A 23,557-nucleotide genomic window follows, 5' to 3' on the forward strand; every position below is an offset into this window, starting at 1 on the left:
GGCACAGCTTGCGCGGCCATCCAATAGGCTGGCAGTTTGAATCGCCCCGGGATTCGCGGAGGCTGTTTGGTTTAAGTCAGGCCACCACCTCGGTGTTCTGACTGGCGAGTTGCCGGTAGTAGTTTGCCTCGGCTTCTGCTGGCGGGATATACCCGATGGGTTCGAGCAGGCGATGGTGGTTGAACCACGACACCCATTCGAGCGTTACGAACTCCACGGCCTCCTTGGTTTTCCAGGGTACTCGGCGATGAATGAGTTCGGCCTTGTAGAGCCCGTTGATGGTCTCGGCCAAGGCGTTGTCATAGCTGTCGCCCTTGCTTCCCACAGACGGTTCGATGCCCGCTTCTGCCAGTCGTTCTGTGTAGCGAATGCTGACGTACTGCGAGCCCCTGTCGGAGTGACAGACCAGGCTTCCATCGCGTTCAGGCTGCCGGGCGTAGAGAGCTTGCTCCAGCGCATCAAGTACGAAGTCCGTTCGCATCGAACTGCTCACCCGCCAGCCGACGATGCGCCTGGCAAACACATCGATGACGAAGGCCACGTACAGCCAGCCCTGCCAGGTCGAGACGTACGTGAAGTCGCTGACCCACAACTGGTTGGGCCGCTCGGCACGGAACTGCCGATTCACCCGGTCCAACGGGCATGGCGCCTTCGCATCGCCGACCGTGGTGCGCACGACCTTGCCGCGCATCACGCCACGCAGCCCGAGCCTGCGCATCAATCGCTCGACCGTGCAGCGGGCCACGACAACACCTTCGCGTGCCAGTTGCCGCCACACTTTGTCGGCGCCGTAGACCTGCATGTTGGCCTGCCAGATACGTTCAATCTGTGGCATCAGCATCTCGTCGCGATGAGCCCGGGCACAGCGCTTGTAGGGCTCGCGCAGCAGCGCCGCATGCCTTCGATATGCCGACGGGGCGACCTGCAAGACCTTGCAGAGCGGCTCGACCCCGAAGGCATCGCGATGTTTGTCGATGAAGTCCTTCAGGACTTGAGCCGTCGGTCGAGCTCCGCCTGGGCGAAAAACGCGCTGGCCAGCTTCAGTATCTCGTTGGCCCGGCGCAGCTCCTTGACTTCGCGCTCCAGCTCCTTGACCCGCTGGGCCTCACTTGTCGTGACCCCTTCACGCACGCCAGCATCAACCTCGGCGCGCTTGACCCATTCGTTCAACGTCTGCGGCACGCAGCCAATCTTGGGCGCGATGGACTCGATGGCCGCCCACAGCGACAGGTACTCCCCTCGGTGCTCCTGCACCATCCTCACCGCACGCTCACGCACCTCGGGTGAGAACTTGTTCGACTTGCTCATGGCTCAATCCTCTCAGAGTGTTGAGCCTCCTCAAAAAAACCGGGGCGATTCACCCAAGCTTAGCCCGGACCTCCAAATGGACCCTTTCCAGGAGGGGCAAGCTCCTGTCGCGACCTCACGAACAACACCCATCCGATCACTCCGGCCAACCAGCCTAGATAACCTAGCCAGTCAGGCCATCCTTCGATAACGAAGAGCCCGCCCCCGGCCACTGCAGCAAAGAATGCAAACAGGTATGCCGCTTGGCGAGAACGAACCGAGGCCTTGCGTTGTGCATCGGTAGGGGGCGGTGTCCAAGTATTCATCAGCGCTCCTATTTACCCGCAGCCTGCGTGTCACCATGCCGTGCGTGTTGCTTGAATAGTTCAGTTCCGAGAGAAGTGCTGGCTTGTGTCGCAAACCAGGCTAATGGCGAGATGGTCAAAAGGCGGTCAATGACGAGCGGCCCCGAGATCGTCGTCGTGGTATCCATGATGAGCTCTCTTGGCCCAGGCGGATTTAGCGCGTAAGAAACCCCTTTCGCTGCGAATGACACACCAGTAGCTGCACCTGCACATAGGTGCGCTGCCCCCAGATTTCGTAGCACCGCGATCTAGAGTCCGGAGGATTGCATCGTAGTGGATGCGGTGGTTTGCGATGTGCCGCCAGCGCGCTGGCGGCACATCGCGGCGAACACGGCCGGCGGCACGTACCCCAAGGTGCTGTGCGGCCGGTGGTGGTTGTAGTCCTCGCGCCAGTTGTCGATGACGCTGCGCATGTGGCTCAGGCTGGCAAACCAGTGCTGCGACAGACACTCGTCGCGGAAGCGGCTGTTGAAGCTCACGATGTAGGCGTTTTGTACCGGCTTGCCTGGCTGGATGAAGCGCAGCTCCACCCCGTTTCTGGCCGCCCAGGCCTGCATCGTGCGTCCCGCGAACTCCGGACCGTTGTCGGTCCGGATCACCATGGGCAGGCCTCGCTGAGCTGCGACTTGGTCGAGCATGCGCGCGACGTACAGCGCCGGGATGGAGGTGTCCACGGCGATCTGCACGACCTCCTTGCTGCAGTCATCAACCACCGTCAGCGTTTTCACCCGCCGGCCGTTGGCTAGCTCGTCAAACACGAAGTCCATGCTCCACAACTCGTTGGGTTGCGTGGGGCGTACCAAGGACTGCCTCTCGGGCACGGGCAGCTTCTTGCGCCGGCGCTTACGCACCATCAGGCTTTCCTCGCGGTAGATACGGTAGGTGCGCTTGACGTTGATCGACCAGCCGTCGAATCGCAGACGGTTGTGCAGCATGCGGTAGCCGTGGCGGCGGTGCTGGCCGGCGAGCTGCGTCAGGCGCTCGCGCAGCTCGCCATTGCCGTCGTCGCGGGGTTGGTAGCGCAGGGTGCTGGCGCTCATGCCCACCAGCCGCAGCGCCTGGCGTTCGCTCAGGCCCAGCTCCTGCAACTGCCGAACGACCTCCCGACGGGCCGCCACGGCCTTCACTTTCCCTTGAGCACCTCGCGCATCGCGTCGATCTCAAGCATCGAGTTGGCCAGCAGCTTCTTGAGCTTGGTGTTCTCGGCTTCCAGCGACTTCAGCCGCTGCGCGTCCGAGACGTTCATGCCGCCGAACTTGGCCTTCCAGGCGTAGTAACTCGGTTCGCTGAAACCGTGCTTCCTGCACAGCTCCTTGACCGGCAGCCCGGCATCGGCTTCGCGCAGGAAGCCAATGATCTGTTCCTCGGTGTATCGCTTCTTCATCGGTCCGATCTCCTTCTCGGGTTGATCGGACTCTAGACCTACGCGCTACGGAGATCGGGAGGCAGCGCAGCAGCAATTGGAGCTGCTCCACTAATGCACGCTGGCGCTGCTGCCCGACTACGCCAAGAACCAATAGCATTGCATCGACCAGCATAAGTGCGATCAACACCGCTCTGCGCGAGGCAAAATTACGCAAATTCGGCAATGCAATCACAGCAACAGGGACTTGGTGATAGCCGGCCTTTGGATCGACGGGCGTGTTTCGAAACGGTCCAAGCAGCATGCAACCTTATGCGGCGAATTAAACTTAAGTCTCGCATCAAATGTCCGATGACTCGGGCTACTTCATTTCCTAGAGCGACGGGAGCGATTAACGGTTGGGGTGGTGCTAGTAAATGGGCACGGCTGACTGGTGCTTGGCCTTGACTCTGTGTGGAAATGAAAGAGGCAAAGCCGTGGCTATGAAAGCACTGGCCCAAGCGAAATCTTGTGAGAATGTCGGCGAGGCAATTTCGACTATAGCGTGAATAGGAGAATCAACAGCGCCAGCGAAACCCCATCGCAGTAGTGAATGCTTTCCCGAAGATCGTCAGCAGGCACCGAACACAACCCCAAAGCTGAGCGTCTTGCAAGTAACCTCATGCCAAAGTAAAGCGCGATGAAGAAGCATAGTGCAATGGCAATAACTCGACCCGTCTTTTCCAAACTAGAGAAAAACACTAGATTAACCAGAACTACCGCGGAAAACAATGAGCAAAAGTACTTGAAAACTCGGATCAACCTATTTTGGAGGTGCATGAGGATTCCTTTGATCTCCATATGGAGGAAACCAAGATCTTGCAGCGGTGGCCTTCTCAACCAACCAACCTGAGTATGCCCTGACCTGCTCGGCTTATTCGGACCATTCATTCCTGTAAGACGGCCCGGTTGGGAATGGGTGGATTGTGCAGTTGATGTTTCTTGAACTCGTGAGGGGTCATGTAGGCCAGGCTGCTGTGGGGGCGCACGGTGTTGTAGTGCCTGCGCCAGGCCTCGATGACGACGGCGGCCTCTCGGCGTGATCGGAACCACTCCAGCGAGAGGCATTCGTCGCGCAGCTTGCCGTTGAAGCTCTCGTCGGCGCCGTTCTGCCAGGGCTTGCCGAGATCGTTCAGGGCGGTGCCAATACCTGCCTGCGAGATCCATTCCAGGATGGCCTGACTGACGAACTCGGGGCCATTGTCCGAACGCATGAACAGCGGCGCGCCATGCACGCTGACCAGGCGCGAGAGCACCTCCACCACGTGCCGAGAACGGATGGATCCGGCCACGTCGATCGCCAGGCACTCGCGCGTGTACTCGTCGATGACGGTCAGGCACTTGATCTGCTGCCCCTCGGCGGTGGTGTCGAAGACGAAGTCGTAGGCCCACACCGCGTTGGCCTTGAAGGGCGTGTAGGCCCGCGGTCGCGAGCTGGCCACGCGACGGCGCGGCCTCTTCCTGGGCACCAGCAAGCCAGCCTGGCGCCACAGGCGATGCGCGCGCGACCAACTCAACTCGAAGCCCTGGCGGCCCAGGAAGATGCGGATGCGCCGGTAGCCGTAGCGTGGGTACTGCGCCGAGAGCGCGCGCATGGCCGCGATGACAGGGGCATCCTTGGCCGGCAGGCGCAGTTCATACCTCAAGCCCGATCGCGCCAGCCCGATGAGCCCGCAGGCCCGCCGCTCTGACAGGCCACGCTCGCAAGCGAGCGCGACCTGTTCGCGTCGGGCCTGCGGGCTCACCATTTTTTGCGTTGATCTCCTTGAGAACCTCGATGTCCAGATCGCGCTCGGCCAGCAGCTTCTTCAACCGCGCGTTCGCGACCTCCAGTGTCTTGAGGCGTTTGACGTCAGCAACGTCCATCTGTCCAAAGTGCTTGCGCCAGGCGTAGATGCTGGGCTCGCTGACCTTGTGCTTCTTGGCGGCCTCGGCCACGCTGGTGCGCTCTGCTTCTCGCAGGATCGCGACCATCTGTTCTTCGCTGAATCGGCTCTTCCTCATGGGCTCCTCGCAGGTTGGGAGCCATCTTCCTAGAAACTATTGGACCGAAGAAACCGGGCAGGTCACCTCCCTGTCGTGTCAGTTGTTCGAGCAATTGGCCATTTGTGGCCATCGCATTGGCGTCCATTGAAAGATGAAGCTTGAGCTCGCCAACACCGGGCAATGGCTTCCCGCTCGCGCGTGCCAGCCTCTTCGCTGGCCGAGGGGCCGCGCATCGAAGCCCGCCGCAAAGCCCCCCGGGCCCTCGGCCCGTCCACCCGCCGCACCCAACGGCGGGTGCCGCACCATCCTGAAGAAGACGAACCCCTCAGACCCCGCCGAAATCCCGCCTGAGCGTGGGCAAGCCCACCCCAGCCGCATCGAAGCCGCCGTCCACCGCCAGCACCTGGCCGGTGACGTAGCTGGCCTCCGGCGAGCAGAGGAAGCCGATGCCGTTGGCGATCTCCTCTTCCGAGCCGTAGCGCGCGAGCGGCACCGCCGCGTGGTAGTCGGCGCGGATCTCCGCCGTGTGCACCTGCTTGGCCATGGCCGTTTCCACCGGGCCGGGCGCGATGGCGTTGCAGCGGATGCCCAGGCCCGCGAGCTCCACCGCCTGCTGCTTGGTCAGGTGGATGAGCGCGGCCTTGCTGGTGCCGTAGGCCACGCGCAGCGTGCTCGCGCGCAGACCCGAGATGGAGGCGATGTTGACGATGGCGCCGCCCTGGCGGCGCATCACCGGCACCACGGCCTGGCTGCAGAGGTAGGCGCCGTCGAGGTTGGTGGCCATCACGTAGCGCCACTCCTCGAAGCTGGTCTGCACCAGCGGCTTGAAGACGGCCACGCCGGCGTTGTTCACCAGCGCGTCGATGCGTTGCCAGGTGGTGTCCACGGTCGCTACCACCTCGGCCACCTGCGCCGGGTGGGACACGTCGGCGGGCAGGGCGAGCGAGCGGCCCGGCGCTTCCCATTCGAGTTGTTCGCGCGCCGCGTTCAGCGCCGGCGCGTCCTTGTCGACGATGACCACGCGCCACTGGCGGGCCAGGAACCAGCGCGCGCTGGCCAGGCCGATGCCGCGCGCCGCGCCCGTGACGATGGCGACCTTGTGTTCCTGTACGTCCTGCGGCATGGCGTGGGCGTTCCTTCGTTCGGGATCAGTTGCGGCTCTGGTCGACCAGCTTGTTCTTGGCGATCCAGGGCATCATGGCGCGCAGCTGGGCGCCCACCACCTCGATGCTGTGCTCGGCCGTGTTGCGCCGGCGCGCCGTCATGCTGGGGTAGCCCGTGCGGCCCTCCAGGATGAACATCTTGGCGTAGTCGCCGTTCTGGATGCGCTTGAGCGCGTTGCGCATGGCCGCGCGCGACTGCTCGTTGATCACCTCCGGACCCGTCACGTACTCGCCGTACTCCGCGTTGTTGGAGATCGAGTAGTTCATGTTGGCGATGCCGCCCTCATAGATCAGGTCCACGATCAGCTTCAACTCGTGCAGGCACTCGAAGTAGGCCATCTCGGGCGCGTAGCCGGCTTCCACCAGCGTCTCGTAGCCCATCTTGATCAGCTCGACCGCGCCGCCGCACAGCACCGCCTGCTCGCCGAACAGGTCCGTCTCGGTCTCTTCCTTGAAGTTGGTCTCGATGATGCCGGCCTTGCCGCCACCGTTGGCCATGGCGTAGCTCAGCGCCAGATCGCGCGCCTTGCCGCTCTTGTCCTGGTGCACCGCCACCAGGTGCGGCACGCCGCCGCCCTGCGCGTAGGTGCTGCGCACCGTGTGGCCCGGCGCCTTGGGCGCCACCATCCACACGTCCAGGTCGGCGCGCGGCACCACCTGGTTGTAGTGCACGTTGAAGCCGTGCGCGAAGGCCAGCGAGCCGCCCTGCTTGATGTTCGGCTCCACGTTGTTGCGGTAGACCTCGGCGATCTGCTCGTCGGGCAGCAGGATCATCACCACGTCGGCCGATTTCACCGCCTCGTTGACTTCCAGCACCTTCAGCCCGGCCTTGCCCACCTTGTCCCAGCTCGCGCCGCCCTTGCGCAGGCCCACCACCACCTTCACCCCGCTGTCGTTGAGGTTCTGCGCGTGCGCGTGGCCCTGGCTGCCGTAGCCGATGATCGCGACCGTCTTGCCCTTGATGAGGGACAGATCGCAGTCCTTGTCGTAGAAAACTTTCATGGTCTTGTCGGTGGTGGGTGAAAACAGAAGGGGGATCAGGCGGCCGTCGCCTGCGCGGCGTCGGCCATGAGCTGTTGCGCCGCCTCGACGACGGCGGACGGGGAGACGCGGGCCACGGTCTCCAGGCGCGTGGCGTAGCCCACGGGAATGCGCGGCGCGCCCAGGCGGCCGACGCGGCAGCCCGTGGCCTGCGCGGCGGTGGCGGCCACCTCGGCGCCGAAGCCGCCGGCCTGCACCGCGTCGTGCACCACCAGCAGGCGGCGCGTGCGCGCGCAGTCGGCCAGCACGGTGTCGCGGTCCCAGGGCCAGAGCGTGCCCAGGTCGATGACGCTGGTGCGCACGCCCAACGCGGCCAGCTCGTCGGCGGCCTGGCTGGCGGTGCGCACGGCGGCGGACCAGCTCACGAGGGTGAGGTCATCGCCGCGCCGCAGAACGTTCGCGCGGCCGGGCGTGGCGACGAGGGATTCGTCCACGTCGCCCTCCAGGCCCCAGAGTTCCTTGTTCTCCATGTAGATCACCGGGTCCTCGCCGCGCAGGGCCTGGGTGAGCATGCTGTAGTTGTCCTGCGGGGTGGCGGGGCACATCACCACCACGCCGGGCAGGTGGGCGAACCAGGCCTCCAGGCTTTGCGAGTGCTGCGCCGCCGAGTTGGACCAGAAGCCGATGGGCAGCCGCATCACCAGCGGCACGCGGCCCTGGCCACCGAACATGTAGCGGTTCTTGGCGGCCTGGTTGACGATCTCGTCCATGGCGCAGAGCGCGAAGTCGACCACGCGCATTTCCACCACGGGGCGCATGCCCACGAGCGCCATGCCCACGCCGGCGCCGACGATGGTGGCCTCGGAGATGGGCGTGTCGATCACGCGCTCGGGCCCGAAGGCGGCCTGCAGGCCCTTGTACTGCTGGAAGATGCCGCCGCGGCCCACGTCCTCGCCCAGCACCACGACGCGCGGGTCGGCGCGCATGGCGTTGGCCAGGGCGCGCACGGCGGCGTCGGCGTAGGTGGTTCGGATCAGTGCCATGGGCCGGCTCCGGTGGTCTGGATGTCGGTGAACGCGCTGGCCGGGTCGGGCGCGGGCGAGGCGTCGGCGAAGGCCACGGCGTCGTCGATCTCGGCGCGCACCTCGGCGTCGATGGCGTCGAGCTGCGCGAGCGTGGCGCCGCGCGCCAGGGCGCGTTCGCGCGCGCGGCGCAGCGGGTCGGCGTCGATGGCGCCCTGCAGGTCCTGCGGGTCGCGGTAGCCCTGCGTGTCCACCGAAACGTGGCCGCGCACGCGCCAGGTGAGGGCGTGCAGCAGCTGCGGGCCTTCGCCCGCGTGGATCCTGGCGACCAGGCGGCCGGCCGCCGCGTGCACGGCCTCCACGTCGTTGCCGTCGGCGGTTTCGCCGGGCACGCCCAGCGCCGCCGCGCGCGCGGCCACGCCGGGGCCGGCGCTCAGGCCGGCGGTGGCGGTGGTGGCGGAGTAGCGGTTGTCCTCGCAGACGAAGAGCACGGGCAGCCGGTAGACGGCGGCCCAGTTGAGCGCTTCGAGGAAGGGGCCGCGGTTGGTGGCGCCGTCGCCGAAGAAGCAGGCCACGAGGTGGGGCTTGCCTTGCAGCTTGAGCGCCTGCGCCGCGCCGCAGGCGATGGGCAGGCCGGCCGTGACCACGCCGTTGGCGCCCAGCATGCCGACCGAGAAATCGGCGATGTGCATGGAGCCGCCCTTGCCGCCGTTGCTGCCGCCGGCGCGGCCGAACAGCTCGGCCATCATGCGGCGCATGTCACCGCCCTTGGCCAGGGTGTGGCCGTGGCCGCGGTGGGTGCTGGTGAGCAGGTCCTCGCGCGTGAGGTGGGCGCAGACGCCGGCGGCCACGGCCTCCTGTCCGATGGACAGGTGCAGCGGACCGCGCACCTTGGCGCGCTCGTCCACCTTGGCGCCGAGCACGCCCACGCCGCCCTGGCTGGCCACCTCGGCCGCGAGTTCGAAGGCGCGTATGCGCGCCATGGTCCGGTAGAGATCGATCATGGAGACGGTTGGATGGGTCACAGGGCCAGCGTGGTGATGCCCGGCACGGCCGCGATGATCAGCACGCCCACCAGCAGCGCGATGAGGTAGGGCCAGATGGCGCCGATCACCTCGTCGGGCGGTGCGTCGCCGATGCGGCAGGCGATGTAGAAGCCCACGCCGATGGGGGGCATCATCAGGCCGATGTTCATGGCGCAGACGATGACCATGGCGTAGTGCACGTCGTTGATGCCCAGCTTGTGCGCGATGGGGAACATGATGGGCGCGAGCAGCAGCACGGCGGGCAGGCCTTCGAGCAGGCAGCCCAGGGCCACGAAGACCAGGATGGTGACGGCCATGAAGCCGACCCAGCCGCCGGGCAGCGTGGTCATGAAGCCGGAGAGGTGCTGCACCACGCCGCTTTGCGTGATGGACCAGGCCATGGCCGAGGCCGAGCCCAGCACCAGCAGCACCACGCCCGAGAGCGCGGCGGTTTCCACCAGCATGTCGTAGAACTTGCGCAGGCCGATGCCGCCATACATCACCTGGCCCACGAACAGCGCGTAGACCACGGCGACGGTGGAGACCTCGGTGGCGGTGGCCACGCCTTCGCCCACCGCGGCGCGGATGAGGAAGGGCAGCACCAGGGCGGGCGCGGCGATCAGCAGGAAGCGGCCCACCATCTGCATCGGCGCGCGCTGGGTGTGGCTCATGTCCTCGTGGCGCGCCTTCCAGCGAGCCAGCACCAGCAGCACGGCCAGCAGCACCATGGCGATGACGAAGCCGGCCTGGAACAGGCCCGCGATGGACACGCCGGCCACCGCGCCCAGCACGATGAGCACGATGCTGGGCGGCACGGTGTCGGCCATGGCGGCGCCGGTGGCCAGCAGGGCCACCATCTCGCGTGGCTTGTGGCCGCGGCGCTTCATTTCGGGGAAGAGGGCGGGGGCCACGGTGGCCATGTCGGACACCTTGGAGCCCGAGATGCCCGAGACGATGAACAGCGAGCCCAGCAGCACGTAGGACATGCCGGCCTTGACGTGCCCGAGCAGCGAGCCCAGGAAGTCGACGATGGCCTTGCCCATGCCGGTGGCGTCGAGGATGCAGCCCAGCAGCACGAAGATGGGCACCGAGACCAGCACCAGGCTGGACATGCCCTCGTCCATGCGGCCGATGACCACGGTGAGCGGCACGTGCGTGGTGAAGGCCAGGTAGCACACCGCGCCGATGCCGAAGCAGAAGGCGATGGGCACGCCGGCCACCAGGCAGGCGGCGGCGAAGCCGATGAGCACGAAGCCGATGTTGGCCGTGCCCAGCTTCATGAGCTGCGGCGAGAAGTGCCAGCACAGGCCCGCGACGGCCGCCACCAGCAGCACCGCCAGCACCAGGTCGAGCTTGCGCGCCGAGCGGCCCGCGTACTGCACGATGAGGGCCAGCATGGCGATGAAGCCGAAGGCGATGGAGCTGACGCGGAAGGTGTTGGGCAGGTCCAGCGCCGGCGTGTGGATGAACCACTCGTCCTTGGCGTAGTCGATGGCCGGGCCGACGAGCGCCAGCAGCACGGCGGCGATGGCCACCAGCGCGAAGGCGTGCACGAACTCGCGCAGGCGCGGCGGCAGCAGGTCGACGAACAGGCCCAGGCGCAGGTGCTCGTTGCGGTGAACCGCGATGGCCGCGCCCAGCATGGTGAGCCAGATGAAGGAGATCGAGACGACCTCGTCGGACCACACCAGGGATTTGTTGAACAGGTAGCGCGAGATCACGCCCACGAGCAGCAGCACCGTGATGTTGAGCATCAGGAGGGCCGAGACGGCCTCCAGCGGCTTGAGCCAGAACGGGCTGCGGCGCGTGTCGTGAAGGACGGCGCCCTTGAAGGCGCCGTCGGCGTCGGCGGAGGTGCCGGCGATGAGTTCGCTCATGTCAGCCCAGCTTGCCGGTGTACTTCTCCATCACCGCCCAGGCCTCGTCGCCGAACTTGGCTTTCCACTCGGCGTAGAAGCCGGCGCTGCGCAGCTTCTCGCGGAAGGGCGCGGTGGCGGGCGAGTTGAAGACGATGCCCTTGGCCGTGAGGTCTTTCTGCAGCGTGGCCTCGTTGGCGGCCACGTCCACGCGCTCCTTCACGGCGGCGGCGTTGATGTGCTTGGCGACGATGTCGCGCACGTCGGGTGGCAGGCGGTCCCAGGCGCGGCGGTTGATCAGCGTCCAGAAGCCGTCCCACATGTGGTTGGTGAGCGAGCAGTACTTCTGCACCTCGTAGAGCTTGAAGTTGGAGATGACCGCGAACGGGTTCTCCTGGCCGTCGGCGACCTTGGTCTGCAGGGCCGTGTACATCTCGGAGGCGTTGATCGAGATCGGCGAGGAGCCGAAGGCCTTGAACATCGAGGTCCACATCGGCGACACCGGCACGCGGATCTTGAAGCCCTCGAGGTCGGCCGGCGTGTTGATGGGCTTGGTGGACGAGGTGGTCTGGCGGAAGCCGTTGTCCCAGATGCGGTCGAGCGCGTGCAGGTTGGCCTTGGCGATCTGCGCGCGGATGTAGGCGCCGACGTCGCCGTCCATGGCCTTCCACACGGCGTCGTAGTTGGGGAAGGCGAAGCCCAGGCCGTTGAGCGCGGCCGGCGTGACCAGGGTGGACAGGATGAGGCCGGAGAGGTTGAACATCTCCACGCCGCCCGAGCGCAGCTGGCTCAGCGTGTCGGTGTCGGAGCCGAGCTGGTTGCTGGGGAACAGCTGGATGTCCATGCGGCCGTTGGTTTCCTTCTTGATGGCCTCCACCGCTTCCTTGGCGCGCACGTTCATGGGGTGCTGCGGCGGCTGGTTGTTGGCGTACTTGAAGGTGAACTCGGCGTTCTGGCCGTACGCCAGCTTCAGCGGCGCGGCGATGCTGGCCGCGGTAATGCCCGTGGCCTTGATCAGGGTGCGGCGGGAAAGGCTCATCGTGTGTCTCCTCTGTGTGGTGGGACTGGCGGGGAAAGCGGTGCGGCTCAGGCGGCGGGCGCGGTGGCGGCGGGGATGTCGAACAGCTGGCGCATGTACAGGCCGCTGGCGAGGTAGCCACCGTCCACGCCCAGCGTCTGGCCGGTCACGAAGCTGGCCTGCTCGGAAGCGAAGAACAGCGCGGCGGCCGAGACCTCGGCCGGTGAGCAGAAGCGGTGCATGGGGCAGACGTCGAGGTAGGTGTTGGCCTTGGAGCTGCCGTGCAGGGTGCGGATCATGGGCGTGTCCACGAAGCCGGGCGCGATGGCGTTGACGGTGATGCCGTGCTCGCCGAGTTCGATGGCGAACTGCGCCGTCATGGCGATGAGCGCGGCCTTGGAGCTGCCATAGGCCAGGCGGCCGGTGCCCGCGCGCACGCCGCTGATGGACGAGACGTTGACGATGCGGCCCCAGCGCTGGCGCTTCATGCCGGGCAGCACCGCCTGCGTGAGCAGCATGGGGGCGGTGAGGTTGATGGCCAGCGTGGTGTTCCACTGCGCCAGCGAAACCTGGTCGTGCGGCTGCGTGGAGACCACGCCAGCGTTGTTGATGAGGATGTCCACCCGCGGGACGCGCCGGTCCAGCGCGGCCATGGCGCGCTGAATGGCCTCGGCGTCGGCCAGGTCCAGCACCAGGGCCTCGGCCTGGCCGCCGGCCTGGCGGATGCCCTGCGCGGCCTGCTCGGCCGCCGGGCCGTTGCGGTCCACGATGCAGACCGTGGCGCCTTGTTGCGCGAGGTCTTGCGCGATCTGCAGACCGATGCCGCTGGCGGCGCCCGTGACCAGGGCGATGCGCCCGCCGTGCTGATTGGGGTTGTCCATCTCGCCCTTGTGAGGTTGAATGTCCAGAATGTGAATCGAATGGACCGATGTTGGCAGCACAACCCGGGGCTGCGTCAGAGGAAAACCCTGAATCCGTCCGCAAAAGCAGTCCACTATGTGATCCGCGGTTTGCGGGTTTTCACCAAGATGAACACACCCGAACCACCGGCTGGCGAAACCGCCGGCGCGCAGACCCTGAGGCGGGGGCTGGGCATCCTGAAGCTGCTGGCGCGCCATCAGCCCGAGGGGCTGCGCATCGGCGAGATCGGGCGCCGCCTGGGCCTGAGCAAGGCCACGGCGGTGCGGCTCACGCACACGCTGGCCGACGAGCGCTTCGTGGTGCACGACCCGGCCACGCGCTGCTACCGCCTGGGGCCGGAGTCCTTCGTGGTGGGGCTGGCGGCCGAGCCCAGTTACTCGCTGCAGCGCCTGGCCACGGCCTCGCTGCGCGCGCTGGCGCTGGAGACCGGCGACTGGGTGTTCTTCTCGGTGGTGCAGGGTCTGGAGGCGATCTGCCTGTCGCGCGAGACGGGGCACGGCCCCATCCCCAGCGACGCGCTGCGCCTGGGCGACCGGCACCCGCTGGGCGTGGGCGCGGGCGGCCTGGCCATCCTGGCCGCGCTGCCCGACGACGAGGTGGAGCACGCGCTGTCGGTCAACGGCCCCTACATCGACGAGCACTTTCCCAAGTCGCCGGTGGCGGTGATCCGCCACCTGGTGGCCGAGACGCGCGAACGCGGCTACGCGGTGATCCCGGGCATCGTGGTGCCGGGCTACTGGGCGCTGGGGGTGTCGCTGCAGCAGCGCGACGGCCGGCCGGTGGGCGCCATCGTGCTGGTGGCGAGCGAATCGCGCCTGCACCCGACGCGCCGCGCCGCGCTCGGCGAGCGCATGCTCAACATCGGCCGCGACCTGATGAGCCGGGCCGCGCAGGGCGAGGGTGAGGCGCCGTCTGCGGCCTACCGCTGAGGTTCTGCCGGCTCCAGGATGCTCCTGGGCGGGTTGCGCTTCATCTCGTCGGCCAGGGTCACCTGCTCGGGGCTCATGCACTCGTCGGCCACCCGCAGGCCGAGCTTCTGGCTCATGAGCATGGACTTGTTGCCCAGCTGCAGCCAGAGCGCGCCGCGTTTCGGGTCTTCCAGGCGGATGGCGCCGGTGCGGCTTTCCACGGGGTGCATGAAGTAGCGCGCCTTGCGGGGCTTGTCGACCTGCAGGATGAAGAAGCCTTGCCGCTTGGCGGGCGTGACCTGCACGGTGTTGCCCAGTTCGCAGGGGATGTTGCCGACGTAGACCCGCTGGGCCACCGCGAGGTCGGCGTCGCTCAGGGAGACGTCGGTGTCTTCGTCGATCGGCGTCGCTTCTTCCACGGCCTTGGCCGCGGAGCGGGCCAGGGGCGCGCGTTTCTGGGTCGGTGTCTGGGCGGCGGAAGCGAGCTTGGCCGCGGGTTGGGGCGCGGGGGCCTGTGCCAGCGCGGCGGGCGCCAAGGCCACGGCGCTCAGGGAGACCAGGAGGGGGAGGGGCTTCATGGGTCGCGTCAGGTGGTGGGGGGCAGCGCGCAGTCTGCGCGCAGCGCCGGCGAAAGGGTGTTCGCAGATGTTTCCGCGGGGGCTGCGCCCCTGTCAGCGCCCCTGGACACGAGCGCCATCCGGGTTTATATAATTCGTATATGTTTCGTATATACGCTGATCCATGGGCATCGTGAAAATCTCGGACCGGATGCACGAGAACCTGCGCGTGGCGAGCAACGCCCTCGGCCGCTCCATCAACGCGCAAGCCGAACACTGGATGCGCGTGGGCATGTTGGCCGAGCTGCACCCGGACCTGGACCACCAGGCGATTGCGCAGTTGTTGGTCCGGGCCGAACTCGAGGGGGGGCTGGACATCGCGGTGGCGGTCACGCCCGAGGGCAAGGGCCGCCATTCCCGCGCGCCATCGAACGGAAAACGCGGATGACCCAGGGCGTCACCATCCAGTCCGCCGAGGGCATCGAGAAGGCGCGGCGCGCCGGCCAACTGGCGGCCGAGGTGCTGAGCGCCGTTGCGCCCCACGTGGTGCCGGGCGTGAGCACCGAGGCGCTCGACCGCATCTGCCACGAGCACATCGTGAACGTGCAAGGCGCCATCCCCGCGAACCTGGGCTACCACGGTTACCCCAAGACCATCCTCACCTCCGTCAACCAGGTCGTCTGCCACGGCATTCCCTCGCCCGACAAGATCCTGAGGAAGGGCGACATCGTCAACATCGACGTCGCCGTCAACCAGGACGGCTGGTTCGGTGACACCAGCCGCATGTATTTCGTCGGCGAGCCCGGCATCCTGGCCCGCCGTCTGGTGGACGCGACCTACGAGGCCATGGTGGCCGGCATCCGCCAGGTCCGGCCCGGTGCAACGCTGGGCGATATCGGTCATGCCATCCAGTCGGTCGCGCACCGCGAGCGCTTCAGCGTCGTGCGCGAGTACTGCGGGCATGGCATCGGGCGGGTCTACCACGACAAGCCGGATGTGCTGCACCACGGCCAGCGCGGGGAAGGGCTGCGGCTGGAAGCGGGCATGGTGTTCACCATCGAACCGATGCTCAACGCCGGCCGGCGCGAGACGCGCACCCTGGCCGATGGCTGGACCGTCGTGACCAAGGACCGCTCGCTGTCGGCGCAGTGGGAGCACATGGTGGCGGTGACGCCCGAGGGATATGAGGTGCTGACGCGTTGGCCGGACGGCACGGGGGCGTACGCGCCGGTGTGAGCGCCCGTTGGGCCGGTTGGGCCGGTTGGGGCGAGGCCGCTAAGCTGCGCGCCCATGGACTCCCTCATCGCCGCCGCCGCCCGCGCGCTCGCCGCCGGCGATCCGCTGGGCGCGCTGCAGCGCGTGGCGCTGCGCGAGGACCCGCCCGCGCTGGCCCTGCGCGGCACCGCGATGGCGCAGCTGGGCGAGTACCCGCGCGCCCGCGAGCTGCTGCGGCGCGCGGGCAAGGGGTTCGGACCGCACGAGGCCCTGGCCCGCGCGCGCTGCGTGGTGGCCGAGGCCGAGGTGGCGCTGGCCCAGCGCGAGCTGGGGGGCTCGCCGCGCGCGCTGTTGGCCGCCACGAAGGCCCTGGCCGCGCGCGGTGACAGGGCCAATGCCTTGCGGGCGCAGCTGATCGCCGCGCGCTGGCCGCTGCTGATGGGGCGGCTGGACGAGGCCGCCGCGCAGCTGGCGCCGCTGAATGGCCAGGCCCTGCCGCCGCCACTGGCCGCCCTGGCCCACCTCACCGCGGCGGAGCTCGCGCTGCGCTCGCTGCGCACCGGCCCGGCGCGCCAGGCGCTGGCGCGCGCAGCGCAGGCGGCCGAGCGCGCGGGCGTGCCCGCGCTGCGGGCCGAGGTGGACGAGGCCCGCGCGGCCCTGGACCGCCCGGCCGCGCGCCGCGTGGGTGGTGGTGGTGAGCAGGTGCTTCGCCTGCAGGACGTGGAGGCGCTGCTCGCGTCGCGCGCCCTGGTGGTGGACGCCTGCCGGCGCGGCCTCAGCGCGGGCGCGGCATGGCAGTCGCTCGCCAGCCGCCCGGTGCTGTTCGCGCTGGCGTTCGCGCTGGCGCAGGCCTGGCCCGGCGACGTGGACCGGCAAGCGCTCATCGCGCGCGCCTTTCGAACGAAGCACCCCGACGAGACGCACCGCGCGCGGCTGCGCGTGGAGATCGGTCGCCTGCGCGCCATGGCGGCGGGCGTGGCCGACATCACGGCCACGCCGCGCGGTTTTCGGCTCGTGCCCCGGGACGAGCGGCCCGTGATCGTGCTGGCGCCGCCGATCGAGGGCGAGCAGGCCGCGCTGCAGGCGCTGCTGTCCGATGGCGCGGCCTGGTCCACGTCGGCCCTGGCCCTGGCGCTGGGCGCCAGCCAGCGCACGGTGCAGCGCGCCCTGGCGGAGCTCCAGGACCAGGGCCGTGCGCGCGCCATCGGACAGGCCCGCGCGCGCCGCTGGCTGGCGCCGCCGCTGGCGGGATTCACGACGATCTTGTTACTCCCCGCTTCGCTGCCGCTTGACTAGAGTGCACCTCAAGGCGCCGCGTGTGGCGCCCTCAAGGAGCAACCGATGAAGAGCAAGCCATCGATCCAGCCCGCCGAGGTCGTGCGCGAGTACGGCCCCTTCGACGGCGCCACCCAGGTCCACGGCGTGAGCTACGACGGCCGCCACGTGTGGGCCGCCACCGGCCCGCGCATCGTGGCCTTCGACCCCGCCAGCGGCGAGACCGTGCGCCGCATCGAGCAGCCGTGCGACGCAGGCACCGCTTTCGACGGCACGCACCTCTACCAGATCGCCGAGTCGCGCATCGACAAGATCGACCCGGCCACGGGGAAGGTGCTGTCGTCGATTCCCGCGCCGGGCCAGGGGTACGACTCGGGCCTGACCTGGGCCGAGGGCAGCCTGTGGGTGGGCCAGTACCGCGACCGCAAGATTCATCAGATCGACCCCGAGACCGGCGCGATCCGCCGCACCATCGAATCGAACCGCTTCGTCACCGGCGTCACCTGGGTCGACGGCCAGCTGTGGCACGGCACCTGGGAGGCCGACGACAGCGAGCTGCGCCGCCTCGACCCCGCCAGCGGCGAGGTGCTGCAGCGCCTGCGCATGCCGGCGGGCGAGGGCGTGAGCGGGCTGGAGTCCGACGGCGCCGAGCTGTTCTATTGCGGTGGCGGCGCCAGCGGCAAGGTGCGCGCCGTGCGCCGGCCCAAGTCCCTTCAATCCTGAGACAGGAGCGTCACATGAACCCGACCACCACCACCGACCGAGAGCAATGGCTGGCGCAGCGCCTCGCGCTGCTCGCCCGCGAGAAGGAACTGAGCCGCCTGGGCGACGAACTCGCCGAGGCGCGCCGCGCGCTGCCCTGGGTGCGCATGGACAAGCGCTACGTGTTCGACACGCCCGAGGGCCCGCGCGGACTCGCCGACCTGTTCGACGGACGCAGCCAGCTGCTGGTGCAGCACTTCATGCTCGGCCCGGACTGGGAGCAGGGCTGCAAGAGCTGCTCGTTCATGGCCGACCACACCGACGGCATGCTGGCGCACCTGGCCGCGCGCGACGTGGGTTTCGTGGCGATCTCGCGCGCGCCGCTGGCGAAGATCGAGCGCTTCCGCCGCCGCATGGGCTGGAACTTCCGCTGGGTGTCCTCGCACGGCAGCGATTTCAACCGCGACTTCGGCGTGAGCTTCACGCCCGCCGAGGTGGCCGCGCAATCCATGCACTACAACTTCGCGCAACGGCCCTTCGCCAACGACGAGATGCCCGGCGTGAGCGTGTTCGCGAAGAACGGCGCCGGCGAGGTCTTCCACACCTACTCCACCTACGGGCGCGGGGTGGAGGTGATGATGGGCACCTATCGGCTGTTGGACCTCACGCCGCGCGGGCGCCACGAAGACGGCCTGGACAACACCATGGGCTGGGTGCGGCACCACGACCGCTACGAGAGCGCACCGGCGGCCAAGGCGGGTGGATCATGCTGCGGCTCGCGCGCCTGATGGTGCTGCTGGCGCTCGGGCACCTGCCCTGCGCGGGTCCAATGGTGGCGGCCGCCGTCTGGGTGCCGCTGCTGGAGCCGCTGTGTTCAGCTGCGGTCTTGTAGCGCGTCCACGCCCGACTCGCGCGCGCAATGCGCGCAGCAGAAGATGCGCTCGCCATCCTGCACGCCGTGGCCAATGACCTTGCAGCCGCAGTGCGCGCACGCGGGCGCGCAGGAGTGGATGCCGCATTCGAAGCTGTCGACGGTGACGGTCCGGTCTTGGGTGACGATCTGGAAGGAGCGGTCGTAGTCGTTGCCGCAAACGTCGCATCGGGCCATGTGATACCTCCTTGAAATGGGGGAAAGCCGCGCGGCGGCAAGCCGCGTGCCCAGCCTATCCGGAACGGATTGCGCCGACCCGGCCGAAATTGCGCGGAAGCTGGGCCGCGCGCTCCGGTGATGCCCACCAGCACCGCTGGCCTGACATACCTTCGCTCCCCGTTCGACCCGCCCGGGTCTTGTGGCAACGACGAGGAGACTTCCCATGAACCTGAACCGCCGCGCCTTCACCGGCTCCCTGGCCTCCGGCCTGCTGGCCGCTCCGCTCGCGGGCCTGTCTTCCCTGGCGCGTGCCCAGGGCAATGAGATCGTCATCGGCAGCATCCAGGACATGTCCGGTCCGCTGCAGCCCTTCGGGCGCGGCAAGAGCAACGTGCTCAAGTTCGGCGTGGCCCAGATCAACGCGGCCGGCGGCTTGCTGGGCCGACCGCTGCGCATCGTCGAGTACGACACGCAGTCGAACAACCAGCTTTACGCGCAGTTCGGCCAGCAGCTGGCGCTGCGCGACAAGGCCGTGGTGGCCTTCGGCGGTGTGACCAGCGCCGCGCGCGAGGTGGTGCGCCCCGTGCTGCGCCGCGCCAACGTGCCCTACTTCTACAACATGCCCTACGAGGGCGGCGTGTGCGACCGCAATACCGTGCTCACCGGCGTGACGCCCAGCCACGCGCTGCGCACCATCGTGCCGCACCTGATCAAGAACCACGGCAAGAAGCTCTACGTGCTGGGCGCGGATTACAACTTCGGCCAGCTCTCGGCCAAGTGGATCCGCCGGCTCGCGGCCGAGCACGGCGGCGAGGTGGTGGGTGTGGAGCTGTTCCCCATGGACGCGGCGAACTTCAACACCACCATCGCCAAGATCCAGGCCGCGGCGCCCAACGCCATCATCAACAGCTTCGTCGGTCCGGCGCACGGCAGCTTCTACGGCCAGTGGGCGGCCTCGGGCATGAAGGGCAAGGTCGCGTTGGCCTCGCAGACCTTCGGCGACGTGGGCGAGCACCTGCTCATGCCCAAAGAGATCACCAACGGCGTGATCGTCTGCACCAACTACTTCGAGGAGCTGGACATGCCCTCGAACAAGGCCTTCATCAAGGCCTACCGCGATGCGGGCCACAAGGATTACGTGAGCAACACCACGATGAACGAGTACGTGGCGCTGCGGCTGTGGGCTGCCGCCGTGGCCAAGGCCGGCAGCCTGGACCGCAACGCGGTGCTCAAGGCGCTGGAGTCGAACCTGTCGATTGACGCGCCGCATGGCCAGGTGGCGCTGGACCCCGCCACCCACCACTGCACCTACGACATGTACCTGGCCGAGGTGCGCGACGGCGGCTACCGCGTGCTGGACAAGAGCCGCGCGGTCACGGCCATCGACATGGTGGGCCAGTGCGACCTGGTGAAGAACCCGAACACCAACCAGCAGTTCGAGCCGCGCATCTGATGGACTACGCGGTCCTGTCCTTCCACCTCGTCTACGCCATTGCCCTACTGGTGCTCACCAGCCTGGGCCTGGCCATCGTCTTCGGGATGATGCGGGTGGTGAACTTCGCGCACGGCGAGTTCCTCATGATCGGCGGCTACACGTTGGTGCTCAGCGTGCAGGCTGGCCTCAACATCTGGCTGGCCATGTTCGTGGTCGCGCCGGCGGTGGTGGGGCTGGTGGGCTACGCGCTGGAGCGGCTGATCATCCGACACCTCTACGGGCGCATGCTCGACACCATCCTCGCCACCTGGGGCGTGAGCCTGGCGCTCATCGGCCTGGCAACCTGGGCCTTCGGTTTCCAGCAGCGCGGCGTGGTCGCGCCGTTGGGCAGCTTCACGCTCGGCGGCTACCGCGACTCCTGGTACAGCGTGCTGATCATCGCGGTCGCCACCGCGCTGGTGCTGGGCACCTGGTGGGTGCTGCGCCACACGCGCACCGGCCTGCTGGCGCGCGGCACCATGCAGAACGCGCCGATGGCCGAAGCCCTGGGCATGAACACCTCGCGCGTCTACGCCTGGACCTTCGCGGCCGGCGCGGCCATCAGCGGCCTGGCGGGCGCGGTGATGGCGCCGCTGACCGGCGCGGTGCCCACCATCGGCACTGCCTACGTCACGCGCGCCTTCATCACCGTCATCACCGGCGGGGCCAACGCGATCACGGGCACGGTGGTGGCGAGTTCGCTGTTCGGCACGTTGAGCGAGCTGGTCACGCGCTGGGCCACGCCGGTGGCCGGGCACGTGGCGCTGCTGGCGCTGGCCGTGGTGCTGCTGCGCCTCATGCCCTCGGGCATCACCGGCCGTTTCTTCCGGAGGTCGCTGTGAGCGCGCGCATCGCAGGCTTCAAGCCGCTGGCGTGGGCGCTGGCGGTGGCGGCGCTGTTCGGCGTCGCCTGGCTGGTGGACCTGGCCACGCTGGTCACGCTCAACGTCTACGTGATCTTGTCCATCCTGGCGCTGAGCATGGCGCTGGTGTGGGGCGTGGCGGGCATCTTCAGCTTCGGCCAGTCGGTGTTCTTCGGCTTGGGCGCCTACGCCTACGCGGTGCTGGCGCTCAACGGCCAGGGCAGCGCGGTCGCCCTGGGCGCCGCCTTGCTGCTGCCGGTGGCAGGCGCGGCGCTGATGGGCTACTTCCTGTTCTACGGCCGCATCAGCGACGTCTACCTGGGCGTGATCACGCTGACCGCTTCGTTGATACTGTTCCACCTGGTCAATACCGTGTCGGGCTCGGATTTCCGCCTCGGCGCGGTGGCGCTGGGCGGCTACAACGGCATCCCAGGCGTGCCGCCGATCGCGCTGTTCGGACAGGAGCTGGACTTCGCGCAGCTCTATCTGCTGAGCGCGGCGCTGCTGGTCCTGGTCTATGCGGGCCTCAAGGGCCTGGTGCGGTCGCGTTTCGGGCAGGTCGTCGCAGCGATCCGCGAGCACGAGCTGCGTGCCGAGCTGCTGGGTTACGACGCGCGCGCCCACAAGCTCGGCGTGTTCGTGATCGGCGCGGCCATCGCCGGCCTGGCAGGCGCGCTGCACGCAGCCTGGGGCGGCTTCGTCGGACCCGATGTGTTCGGCATCAGCTTCGCGGCGCAGATCATCATCTGGGCCCAGGTGGGCGGCGTGGGCCTGCTGCTCGGCCCGGTGCTGGGCTGTGTGCTGATCCAGTGGCTGACCACCTGGCTGGGCCAGACGCGCCTGGCCGACACCAACCTGGTGCTGGGCACGATCTTCGTGCTGTGCGTGCTGCTGCTGCCCAAGGGCCTGTTGCCCTGGCTGCGCGAGCGCGTACCGGGCCGCCACGGGGGCACCGCATGAGCGCCCCGGCATCCCCGCAGGACCTGGCCATCCACACTGAAGACCTGAGCGTGCGCTTCGGCGGCGTGGTGGCGGTGGACCGGGTGAACCTGTCCGTGGCGCGCGGCGAGCTGCGTTGCCTGATCGGCCCCAACGGCGCGGGCAAAAGCACGCTGTTCAAGACGCTCACGGGTCAGCAGGCGCCGAGCGCGGGCCGCGTGCGCATCCTGGGCCGCGAGGTCAATGGCTTCGAGCGCCACGAGATCGCCCGGCTGGGCGTGGGCGTGAAGACCCAGGTGTCCAGCGTGTTCGACGGCCTCACGGTGGACGCCAGCCTGCGCGTGGCCGCCGGCCGCCACCGCGCGCGCCGCCCGGTGGGTTCGGTGGTCGACGAGGTGCTCGATCAGCTGCGCCTGGGCGCGGTGCGCCGGCGCCAGCTGGGCGCGCTCTCGCACGGTCAGCGCCAGTGGGTGGAGCTGGGTATGGTGCTCGCGACCGACCCGCGGCTGGTGCTGCTGGACGAGCCGGTGGCCGGCATGAGCGAGGAGGAGACCGCGCGCACGGCCGAGCTGATCCTGTCCATGCGCGGCGCGGGCCGCGCCATCGTGGTGGTGGAGCACGACATGCGCTTCGTGCGCCGCATCGCCGAGCGTGTGACAGTGCTGCACCGCGGCGCCGTGCTGCGCGACGGGGCCGTGGACGCGGTGCTGGCCGACCCCGTGGTGCGCGACGTCTACCTGGGCCGAGAGGAGCATGTGCGTGCTTGAACTGCAAGGCATCCGTGGCGGCTACGGCCGCATCAACGTGCTCGACGGCGTCTCGCTGTCGGTGGGCGAGGGCGAGTTCCTCGGCGTGCTGGGGCACAACGGCATGGGCAAGACCACGCTCATGCGCGCCATCGTGGGCGAGATCGCGCTGACGGCGGGCACGCTGCGCTGGCGGGGCCAGTCGATCGCGGGCCTGCCCACGCACCGGCGCGTGGCGCTGGGCATCGGCTACGTGCCGCAGGGCCGGCGCATCTTCCCGCTGCTGTCGGTGCGCGAGAACCTGCTGTTCGCGGCCTCGGTGCACGGGCGGCGCGAGGCGGCGCGCGTGGTGGACGAGGTGCTGGCCGACTTCCCCGCGCTGGCGCGCCTGCTGGAGCGCCCCGGCGGCCTGCTGAGCGGCGGCGAGCAGCAGATCCTGGCGCTGGCGCGTTGCCTGTGCACGCGGCCCACGCTGGTGCTGCTGGACGAACCCACCGAGGGCATACAGCCCTCCATCATCGAGGACATGGTGGTGCTGCTGCGCGCGCTGCGCGAGCGCCACCGCCTGTCCATCGTGCTGGTCGAGCAGAACCTCGACTTTCTGCGCGCCCTGTCCGACCGCATCGTGGTGCTGGAGAAGGGCCGCACCGTGCGCGAGGCCCGCGCCAGCGACGCCGCCGCGATGGCGGCGCTGGTCGAGTCGGCCGAGTTCGCGGGCTGAGGCGGCGCGACCAGCGCCCGCCGATCTCCAACAAGACTTTCA

General features: G+C 68.4%; 23 protein-coding genes and 1 other annotated feature. Of the genes, 11 read left to right on the top strand and 12 right to left on the bottom strand.

Features of this window, described 5'->3' with window-relative positions:
* Positions 1 to 76 precede the first annotated feature (76 nt).
* The 10 genes from JNX00_RS08020 to JNX00_RS08065 all read right to left on the bottom strand — a co-directional run bounded on the left by JNX00_RS08020 (position 77) and on the right by JNX00_RS08065 (position 12,986).
* Positions 77 to 1,308, bottom strand: a protein-coding gene (locus JNX00_RS08020) for an IS3 family transposase (RefSeq protein WP_204744634.1) whose coding sequence is annotated in 2 segments (ribosomal slippage) — positions 77 to 1,020 and positions 1,020 to 1,308 — 1,233 coding nt in all. Because the reading frame shifts where the segments join, the coding sequence is not laid out codon by codon here.
* Positions 914 to 1,030, bottom strand: a sequence feature (AL1L pseudoknot). (Overlaps the previous gene by 117 nt.)
* Before the next feature lie 592 nt (positions 1,309 to 1,900).
* Positions 1,901 to 3,036 (bottom strand): IS3 family transposase gene (locus JNX00_RS08025; protein ID WP_204744635.1). Its coding sequence is split into 2 segments (ribosomal slippage): positions 1,901 to 2,784 and positions 2,784 to 3,036, totalling 1,137 coding nucleotides; the frame shifts between segments, so codons are not numbered across the junction.
* A gap of 905 nt (positions 3,037 to 3,941) precedes the next feature.
* A protein-coding gene (locus tag JNX00_RS08030; RefSeq protein ID WP_204744636.1) for an IS3 family transposase occupies positions 3,942 to 5,058 on the bottom strand; the annotation gives its coding sequence in 2 pieces (ribosomal slippage) (positions 3,942 to 4,806 and positions 4,805 to 5,058; 1,119 coding nt in all).
* A gap of 307 nt (positions 5,059 to 5,365) precedes the next feature.
* Positions 5,366 to 6,163, bottom strand: a complete 798-nt coding sequence (locus tag JNX00_RS08035; RefSeq protein ID WP_204744637.1) for an SDR family oxidoreductase — start codon at positions 6,161 to 6,163, stop codon at positions 5,366 to 5,368.
* Positions 6,164 to 6,188: 25 nt separating this feature from the next.
* Positions 6,189 to 7,205: a ketol-acid reductoisomerase gene (ilvC, locus tag JNX00_RS08040; protein ID WP_116961076.1), complete on the bottom strand. Its 1,017-nt coding sequence runs from the start codon at positions 7,203 to 7,205 to the stop codon at positions 6,189 to 6,191.
* A gap of 35 nt (positions 7,206 to 7,240) precedes the next feature.
* On the bottom strand, positions 7,241 to 8,227 hold the full coding sequence (locus tag JNX00_RS08045) for a transketolase C-terminal domain-containing protein (RefSeq protein WP_204744638.1): 987 nt from the start codon (positions 8,225 to 8,227) through the stop codon (positions 7,241 to 7,243).
* Positions 8,218 to 9,210 carry a thiamine pyrophosphate-dependent dehydrogenase E1 component subunit alpha gene (locus JNX00_RS08050; protein WP_204745019.1) on the bottom strand — a complete coding sequence of 331 codons (993 nt, stop codon included), beginning with the start codon at positions 9,208 to 9,210 and terminating at the stop codon, positions 8,218 to 8,220. The genes JNX00_RS08045 and JNX00_RS08050 overlap by 10 nt, the downstream gene beginning before the upstream one ends.
* A gap of 17 nt (positions 9,211 to 9,227) precedes the next feature.
* Positions 9,228 to 11,108 (bottom strand): TRAP transporter large permease subunit, encoded by a 1,881-nt coding sequence (locus tag JNX00_RS08055; RefSeq protein ID WP_204744639.1) that lies wholly within the window; start codon positions 11,106 to 11,108, stop codon positions 9,228 to 9,230.
* Between the two features lies 1 nt (position 11,109).
* Entirely contained in the window at positions 11,110 to 12,126 is a 1,017-nt protein-coding gene (locus tag JNX00_RS08060; protein WP_070398222.1) for a TRAP transporter substrate-binding protein, read from the bottom strand.
* Between the two features lie 47 nt (positions 12,127 to 12,173).
* A complete protein-coding gene (locus tag JNX00_RS08065; RefSeq protein ID WP_070398221.1) occupies positions 12,174 to 12,986 on the bottom strand; it encodes an SDR family NAD(P)-dependent oxidoreductase in 813 nt (270 codons plus the stop codon).
* Between the two features lie 147 nt (positions 12,987 to 13,133).
* Between JNX00_RS08065 and JNX00_RS08070 the strand changes: the two genes are divergently transcribed.
* The gene (locus tag JNX00_RS08070) at positions 13,134 to 13,955 is read left to right on the top strand and encodes an IclR family transcriptional regulator (protein WP_070398269.1); all 822 of its coding nucleotides are present in this window, start codon (positions 13,134 to 13,136) and stop codon (positions 13,953 to 13,955) included.
* On the opposite strand, the gene JNX00_RS08075 is transcribed toward JNX00_RS08070, so the two are convergent.
* Positions 13,946 to 14,512 (bottom strand): hypothetical protein, encoded by a 567-nt coding sequence (locus JNX00_RS08075; RefSeq protein WP_204744640.1) that lies wholly within the window; start codon positions 14,510 to 14,512, stop codon positions 13,946 to 13,948. The genes JNX00_RS08070 and JNX00_RS08075 overlap by 10 nt on opposite strands.
* Positions 14,513 to 14,675: 163 nt before the next feature.
* On the opposite strand from JNX00_RS08075, the gene JNX00_RS08080 reads away from it, so the two are divergent.
* Genes JNX00_RS08080 through JNX00_RS08100 form a run of 5 tightly spaced genes read left to right on the top strand, consistent with a single transcriptional unit; the run spans position 14,676 to position 18,471 of the window.
* Positions 14,676 to 14,939 (top strand): ParD-like family protein, encoded by a 264-nt coding sequence (locus JNX00_RS08080; RefSeq protein WP_070398219.1) that lies wholly within the window; start codon positions 14,676 to 14,678, stop codon positions 14,937 to 14,939.
* Complete coding sequence (map, locus tag JNX00_RS08085; protein ID WP_204744641.1) at positions 14,936 to 15,727, top strand: type I methionyl aminopeptidase; 792 nt, start codon at positions 14,936 to 14,938, stop codon at positions 15,725 to 15,727. Before JNX00_RS08080 ends, map begins: the two co-directional genes overlap by 4 nt.
* A gap of 54 nt (positions 15,728 to 15,781) precedes the next feature.
* Positions 15,782 to 17,002, top strand: coding sequence for a helix-turn-helix domain-containing protein (locus tag JNX00_RS08090; protein ID WP_204744642.1), 1,221 nt, complete (start codon positions 15,782 to 15,784; stop codon positions 17,000 to 17,002).
* Positions 17,003 to 17,047: 45 nt separating this feature from the next.
* Positions 17,048 to 17,704 (top strand): PQQ-binding-like beta-propeller repeat protein, encoded by a 657-nt coding sequence (locus JNX00_RS08095; RefSeq protein WP_070398216.1) that lies wholly within the window; start codon positions 17,048 to 17,050, stop codon positions 17,702 to 17,704.
* Positions 17,705 to 17,718: 14 nt separating this feature from the next.
* Positions 17,719 to 18,471, top strand: coding sequence for a DUF899 domain-containing protein (locus JNX00_RS08100; protein ID WP_204744643.1), 753 nt, complete (start codon positions 17,719 to 17,721; stop codon positions 18,469 to 18,471).
* Positions 18,472 to 18,557: 86 nt separating this feature from the next.
* Here JNX00_RS08100 and JNX00_RS08105 read toward each other — a convergent pair whose 3' ends face one another.
* Positions 18,558 to 18,791 carry a hypothetical protein gene (locus JNX00_RS08105; protein WP_204744644.1) on the bottom strand — a complete coding sequence of 78 codons (234 nt, stop codon included), beginning with the start codon at positions 18,789 to 18,791 and terminating at the stop codon, positions 18,558 to 18,560.
* A 205-nt stretch (positions 18,792 to 18,996) separates the two neighbouring features.
* On the opposite strand from JNX00_RS08105, the gene JNX00_RS08110 reads away from it, so the two are divergent.
* Genes JNX00_RS08110 through JNX00_RS08130 form a run of 5 tightly spaced genes read left to right on the top strand, consistent with a single transcriptional unit; the run spans position 18,997 to position 23,515 of the window.
* The gene (locus tag JNX00_RS08110) at positions 18,997 to 20,226 is read left to right on the top strand and encodes an ABC transporter substrate-binding protein (protein ID WP_070398213.1); all 1,230 of its coding nucleotides are present in this window, start codon (positions 18,997 to 18,999) and stop codon (positions 20,224 to 20,226) included.
* The gene (locus JNX00_RS08115; RefSeq protein WP_070398212.1) at positions 20,226 to 21,089 is read left to right on the top strand and encodes a branched-chain amino acid ABC transporter permease; all 864 of its coding nucleotides are present in this window, start codon (positions 20,226 to 20,228) and stop codon (positions 21,087 to 21,089) included. The genes JNX00_RS08110 and JNX00_RS08115 overlap by 1 nt, the downstream gene beginning before the upstream one ends.
* Entirely contained in the window at positions 21,086 to 22,069 is a 984-nt protein-coding gene (locus tag JNX00_RS08120) for a branched-chain amino acid ABC transporter permease (RefSeq protein ID WP_239478277.1), read from the top strand. The genes JNX00_RS08115 and JNX00_RS08120 overlap by 4 nt, the downstream gene beginning before the upstream one ends.
* The gene (locus JNX00_RS08125; protein WP_070398210.1) at positions 22,066 to 22,815 is read left to right on the top strand and encodes an ATP-binding cassette domain-containing protein; all 750 of its coding nucleotides are present in this window, start codon (positions 22,066 to 22,068) and stop codon (positions 22,813 to 22,815) included. The genes JNX00_RS08120 and JNX00_RS08125 overlap by 4 nt, the downstream gene beginning before the upstream one ends.
* A complete protein-coding gene (locus tag JNX00_RS08130) occupies positions 22,808 to 23,515 on the top strand; it encodes an ATP-binding cassette domain-containing protein (protein WP_175442802.1) in 708 nt (235 codons plus the stop codon). The genes JNX00_RS08125 and JNX00_RS08130 overlap by 8 nt, the downstream gene beginning before the upstream one ends.
* The last annotated feature ends 42 nt before the right edge of the window (positions 23,516 to 23,557 follow it).

The organism is Hydrogenophaga sp. YM1, from assembly GCF_016903055.1.
GTDB lineage: Bacteria > Pseudomonadota > Gammaproteobacteria > Burkholderiales > Burkholderiaceae_C > Hydrogenophaga > Hydrogenophaga borbori.